This window comes from Natronospira sp. (assembly GCF_007134575.1).
Taxonomy (GTDB): domain Bacteria; phylum Pseudomonadota; class Gammaproteobacteria; order Natronospirales; family Natronospiraceae; genus Natronospira; species Natronospira elongata.
The window spans coordinates 1-4,508 of sequence record NZ_SLKM01000276.1; the positions used below are offsets into that span (position 1 = coordinate 1).

The 4,508-nt window shown below is 62.8% G+C and carries 5 protein-coding genes, 1 tRNA gene and 1 pseudogene; all 7 read right to left on the reverse strand.

Annotated features, from left to right (window positions below):
* Positions 1-183 (reverse strand): NADH-quinone oxidoreductase subunit A (ndhC, locus tag ACJWXQ_RS11120; RefSeq protein WP_406672821.1); only part of this gene is annotated, 183 nt, incomplete at its 3' end.
* A gap of 232 nt (positions 184-415) precedes the next feature.
* A tRNA-Leu gene (locus tag ACJWXQ_RS11125) sits at positions 416-502 on the reverse strand.
* Positions 503-594: 92 nt separating this feature from the next.
* A complete protein-coding gene (secG, locus tag ACJWXQ_RS11130; RefSeq protein WP_406672822.1) occupies positions 595-966 on the reverse strand; it encodes a preprotein translocase subunit SecG in 372 nt (123 codons plus the stop codon).
* A gap of 13 nt (positions 967-979) precedes the next feature.
* A complete protein-coding gene (gene tpiA / locus ACJWXQ_RS11135; RefSeq protein WP_406672823.1) occupies positions 980-1,744 on the reverse strand; it encodes a triose-phosphate isomerase in 765 nt (254 codons plus the stop codon).
* A gap of 206 nt (positions 1,745-1,950) precedes the next feature.
* Positions 1,951-3,306, reverse strand: coding sequence for a phosphoglucosamine mutase (gene glmM, locus ACJWXQ_RS11140; protein WP_346051624.1), 1,356 nt, complete (start codon positions 3,304-3,306; stop codon positions 1,951-1,953).
* A 28-nt stretch (positions 3,307-3,334) separates the two neighbouring features.
* Positions 3,335-4,171: a dihydropteroate synthase gene (gene folP, locus ACJWXQ_RS11145; protein ID WP_346051626.1), complete on the reverse strand. Its 837-nt coding sequence runs from the start codon at positions 4,169-4,171 to the stop codon at positions 3,335-3,337.
* A gap of 132 nt (positions 4,172-4,303) precedes the next feature.
* Positions 4,304-4,508, reverse strand: a pseudogene (locus tag ACJWXQ_RS11150) (ATP-dependent metalloprotease); the annotation flags it as partial.

Here is a 4,508-nt window from a genome sequence, read left to right on the forward strand (position 1 = left end):
GTAATAGCGGACATCAAATTTCATGCGGGTGTCTTCGAAGGCCTCGAAGCCACACTCATAGGGAGAGTTTTTCTCGGCGTCGGGATTCTGCGGGCCGAGGATGACCCCCACCAGCAGCAGCACCACACCAAGCCCCGTGGAGATTCCCAGAAAGATAAGGATGGGGATGTAATTTTCCAGCATGTTCCCGCGTCCCAGAGTCAGATGAAGGGGCTTATAGCTGAAGGCAGCAAAAACTACCTGCTTCAGCCCCGGGTAACCTTGACCCAGGTCAACCAGCACAGGAACCCGGGTGGATCCGGGTTCGGCTGATGGCCCTGAACTGGCGCCGCGGGTCGATCCATTGGGGCATCCCTTCAGGATCTTCCCTTGGCTCTTGCAGAAACCGCCCGGAGTTCGGGCGGCTTCCTGGAAATGGTGCCGAAGGCCGGACTCGAACCGGCACGGCCGTTAGGCCACTGCCCCCTCAAGACAGCGTGTCTACCAATTCCACCACTTCGGCATTTACTCTTGCTGGCTCACTGAGACAGGGTCTCAACGAAGGCCCGAATTCTAGCATGTTCGGACCGATTCAGGCACCCCTGATACAGCCTTTCAGTGACTATCCGGGGGCGGCAGATCCAGCTCGTCTTCATCGCGCCCGTTCTCGTCTTCCTCATCTTCGGGAACAAGCTCTTCCTGCAACTGCGGTACCGGCTCGATCCGCTCAAGCAGGGAACCAGGCTCACCCACATCACGGGCAGCAATCCAGGCCAGCGCCGTGCTGTTAAGCATGAACACCGCCGCCAACACCGCCGTCAGACGACTGAGAAAGCTGGCCGCGCCACGAGCACCAAACACGGTACCCGAAGAACCGGCACCAAAGGCGGCACCCGCATTGGCACCCTGCCCTTGCTGAAGAAGAACGGCCACGATGATGACGATGGCCACGATCACATGAAGCACTAGCAAAGCGCTGATAAGCATGTCGAATTCCAGATCATTTCCCGTCAGCCGGAATGGCTGACTCACAAATACTCAAGAAACTGTCGGCGTCCAGAGAGGCTCCACCGATCAGACCCCCATCGATATCAGGCATGGCGAACAACTCGTCGGCGTTACTGGCCTTGACACTGCCGCCGTAGACGATTCGCAACTTGCCCGCAATTGTATCATCCGCTTCGGCCACTCGGGCACGAATCATGGCATGAACCGCCTGGGCCTGCTCCGGGGAGGCTGTCTGCCCGGTCCCGATGGCCCACACCGGCTCATAGGCCACAACCGCCTCGACGAAGGCATGCACACCGGCCGCCTCCAGCACAGCGTCCAGCTGCTCGCGAATGACCTGCTCGGTAACATCCTGTTCCCGCTGCTCGAGCGTCTCTCCCACACAGAGGATGGGACGAAGACCCTGGCGAGCGGCGGCCATGAACTTGCGCGCGACGATCTCGTTGCTCTCGCCAAACAGACCACGGCGCTCAGAATGCCCGACAATGACATAGCGGCAGTCGAAATCCTGCAGCATGGATGCGGCAACTTCACCGGTAAATGCGCCGGACTCCTCTTCGGAAACATTCTGGGCACCCAAGGCAATCTCGGAGCCCTTGAGAATGCGCGCGGCATCTGCCAGATAGACATAAGGCGGGCATACCACCACTTCCCGGGCTGCCGGGGTCAGGCCCTGCACCAGATCCTCCAACAAGCGACCGGCGTCGTCCCGGCTGCCGTTCATCTTCCAGTTGCCAGCGACAAATGGCTGTCGCATGCTGCCTCCCGATTCTGCTCTGCTGCCACGGCCCTGACCCGCGTACTCAAGAGCGGCGAAAGCCCTGGGCCGAAAGAAAAATACCGGGTTAAACACCCGGCCTGGCGTGGCCGGCCTCATCACCGCAAAAGCGGGCGGCCGGCGGCGCGAGACTTTACCTGTTCAAGGGCGACAAATCAATCCAGGCCGCCTTCTGCTCCGCTGTTTCAGGCCGAAGCCGAGGCTTCCCCGGAGCCGGCGGCGACCGCCTCCGCCAGCTCATCGGCCAGACGGGCAACCATTTCCACGTCCTGCCCCTCCACCATGACCCGGATCAGGGGCTCGGTCCCGGAGGCGCGAATGAGAATCCGGCCGGAATCCCCCAGGGCCTGCTCCGCAGCCTTGCGCGCATCCGCCAGTTCACGACTCTCAAGCGCGCTGCCCTTGTGTTCCACTCGCACGTTCACAAGCCGCTGCGGGTACTTCTCGACCCCCTGACACAGGCTGGCCAGGGACTGCTCCGAGCGGACCATCTCCGCCAGCACCTGGAGGGCGGAAACCAACCCATCCCCGGTGGTGGTTCGATCCAGACAGATGATGTGGCCGGAGGACTCTCCACCAATCAGGCCGCCATGCTTGTCCATCTGGCCCAACACGTAGCGGTCGCCGACCCGGGCCCGGCGAAAATCAATCCCCAGGGCCCCCAGGGCATGCTCCACCCCGAGATTGGTCATTACCGTCCCTACCACCGGGCCGCGCAACTGCCCGGCCGCCTGGCGGCTGCGGGCAATGATGTAAAGCAGCTCGTCGCCATCACGAATCGTGCCGGTCTCATCCGCCATGATCACCCGGTCGGCATCGCCGTCCAGGGCAATACCCAGATGCGCACCGTGATCCCGAACGGCAGCCTGCATGGCGGCCGGCTCGGTGGAGCCACAACCACTATTGATGTTGTAACCATCGGGCTCATCACCCAGGGCAATGACCTCGGCGCCCAATTCCCGCAGCACTGACGGCCCCACCCGCCAGGCGGCCCCATTGGCACAGTCGAGAACGATTCGAAGCCCATCCAGGCGGAGCCCGGTGGGCGCGGCGTTCTTGCAGAACTCCACATAGCGGCCGCCGGCGTCTTCCACACGCTGGGCCATGCCCAGCCGCGCCGCCGGCACGGTCGAGAAGGCCTCATCGAGGGCCGACTCCATGGCCAACTCGGTCTGGTCATCCAGCTTTCGCCCATCGGGGCCGAAGAACTTGATCCCATTGTCCTCGAAAGGATTATGGGAGGCACTGATGACAATGCCGGCCCGCGCACCCAGGGCGCGAGTGAGATAGGCAATGCCCGGCGTGGGCAGAACGCCCAGCAGGCTTACTGAAACGCCGGCACTGACCAGCCCGGCCTCCAGGGCGGACTCCAGCATGTCGCCGGAGACCCGGGTATCACGGCCGATCAGCACCCGCCCGCCATGACCGCCCCCGAGCACACGTCCGGCGGCCCAACCCAGCTTGAGGACCAGGTCAGCCGACATGGGCCGTGGACCCACCGGGCCTCGAATACCGTCAGTTCCGAAATAGCGTCGTTCCATGCAACACCTCTGATTCAGGGCGAAGGTTTCAGGCCGGGGCGGTCGCTTTCACGGCCTGAATCATGGCCAGTGCGTCACGGGTGGCGGCCACATCATGAACCCGCACCACCGACGCGCCCAACCAGGCGGCCAGGCTGGCCACGGCCACACTGCCATGCACCCTCTCCTCCACCGGCCGATCGATGACCTTGCCGATCATGGACTTACGTGACATGCCCACCAGGACGGGAAAAGCACTGGCGGAAAAAGCCCCCAATTCACGCAGCAGGGTCAGATTGTGCTCCAGTGTCTTGCCGAAGCCGAATCCCGGATCAATCATGATTCGGTGTCGATCCACGCCGGCGTCCATCAGCACCGCCGCCTGGTCCATCAGGAAGCCGCGGATTTCTCGGACCACCTCCCGGTAGCGAGGATCGGACTGCATGGTGCGCGGTTCGCCGAGCATATGCATGATGCAAAGCCCGACCTGACTATCCGCCACCGCTTCGACAGCTTGCGGGTCCTGGAAGCCCCTGACATCGTTGATGATATCCGCGCCCGCCGCGATCACCCGACGCATCACCCCGGGCTTGCTGGTATCCACCGACACCGGGACATCGGTCTCCGATTTGAGGATTTCCAGGATCGGCAGCACACGAGCCAGCTCATCCTCTTCGGAAACGGCCTCCGCCCCCGGACGGGTGGATTCTCCGCCGATATCAATGATATCCGCGCCCTCGGCCATCATCTGCCGGGCATGATCCAGTGCCCTGGACGGCTCAATGAAGCGGCCACCATCCGAAAAGGAGTCCGGGGTGACATTGAGTATGCCCATGATGTGCGGGCGGCTCAGGTCCAGGCGACCCTTTCCACACTGCAGCATCATCCGACTCTCTCCCGTTCCGATAAACCGCCAATGATACCAGCCCCGGTCGCGGGTGACCTCAGGCAATAGAAAGCGGGAGTGGCTTGCGCCACTCCCGCTGCATCACATCAAATCCCGCTCAGCGCGCCGGCTTCAGTGCTGGCTGGCGGGCTCCCCTTCGGGATCATCGCCATCCCGGGAGGACTCCTGGTCACCGGCTTGCTGACCACCGTCACCGCCATCGCCGGAAGGATCGCTCCAGCCGGCCGGCGGGCCCGGCTCACGGCCAGCCATGATTTGATCAATCTGGCCGGCATCAATGGTCTCGTACTGCATCAGGGCCTCGGCCATGGTGTGA

Excerpts from the sequence above, each read along its gene's own strand:
- secG (WP_406672822.1), bottom strand. The coding sequence starts at position 966 with ATGCTTATCAGCGCTTTGCTAGTGCTTCATGTGATCGTGGCCATCGTC.
- tpiA (WP_406672823.1), bottom strand. The coding sequence starts at position 1,744 with ATGCGACAGCCATTTGTCGCTGGCAACTGGAAGATGAACGGCAGCCGG.
- glmM (WP_346051624.1), bottom strand. The coding sequence starts at position 3,306 with ATGGAACGACGCTATTTCGGAACTGACGGTATTCGAGGCCCGGTGGGT.
- folP (WP_346051626.1), bottom strand. The coding sequence starts at position 4,171 with ATGATGCTGCAGTGTGGAAAGGGTCGCCTGGACCTGAGCCGCCCGCAC.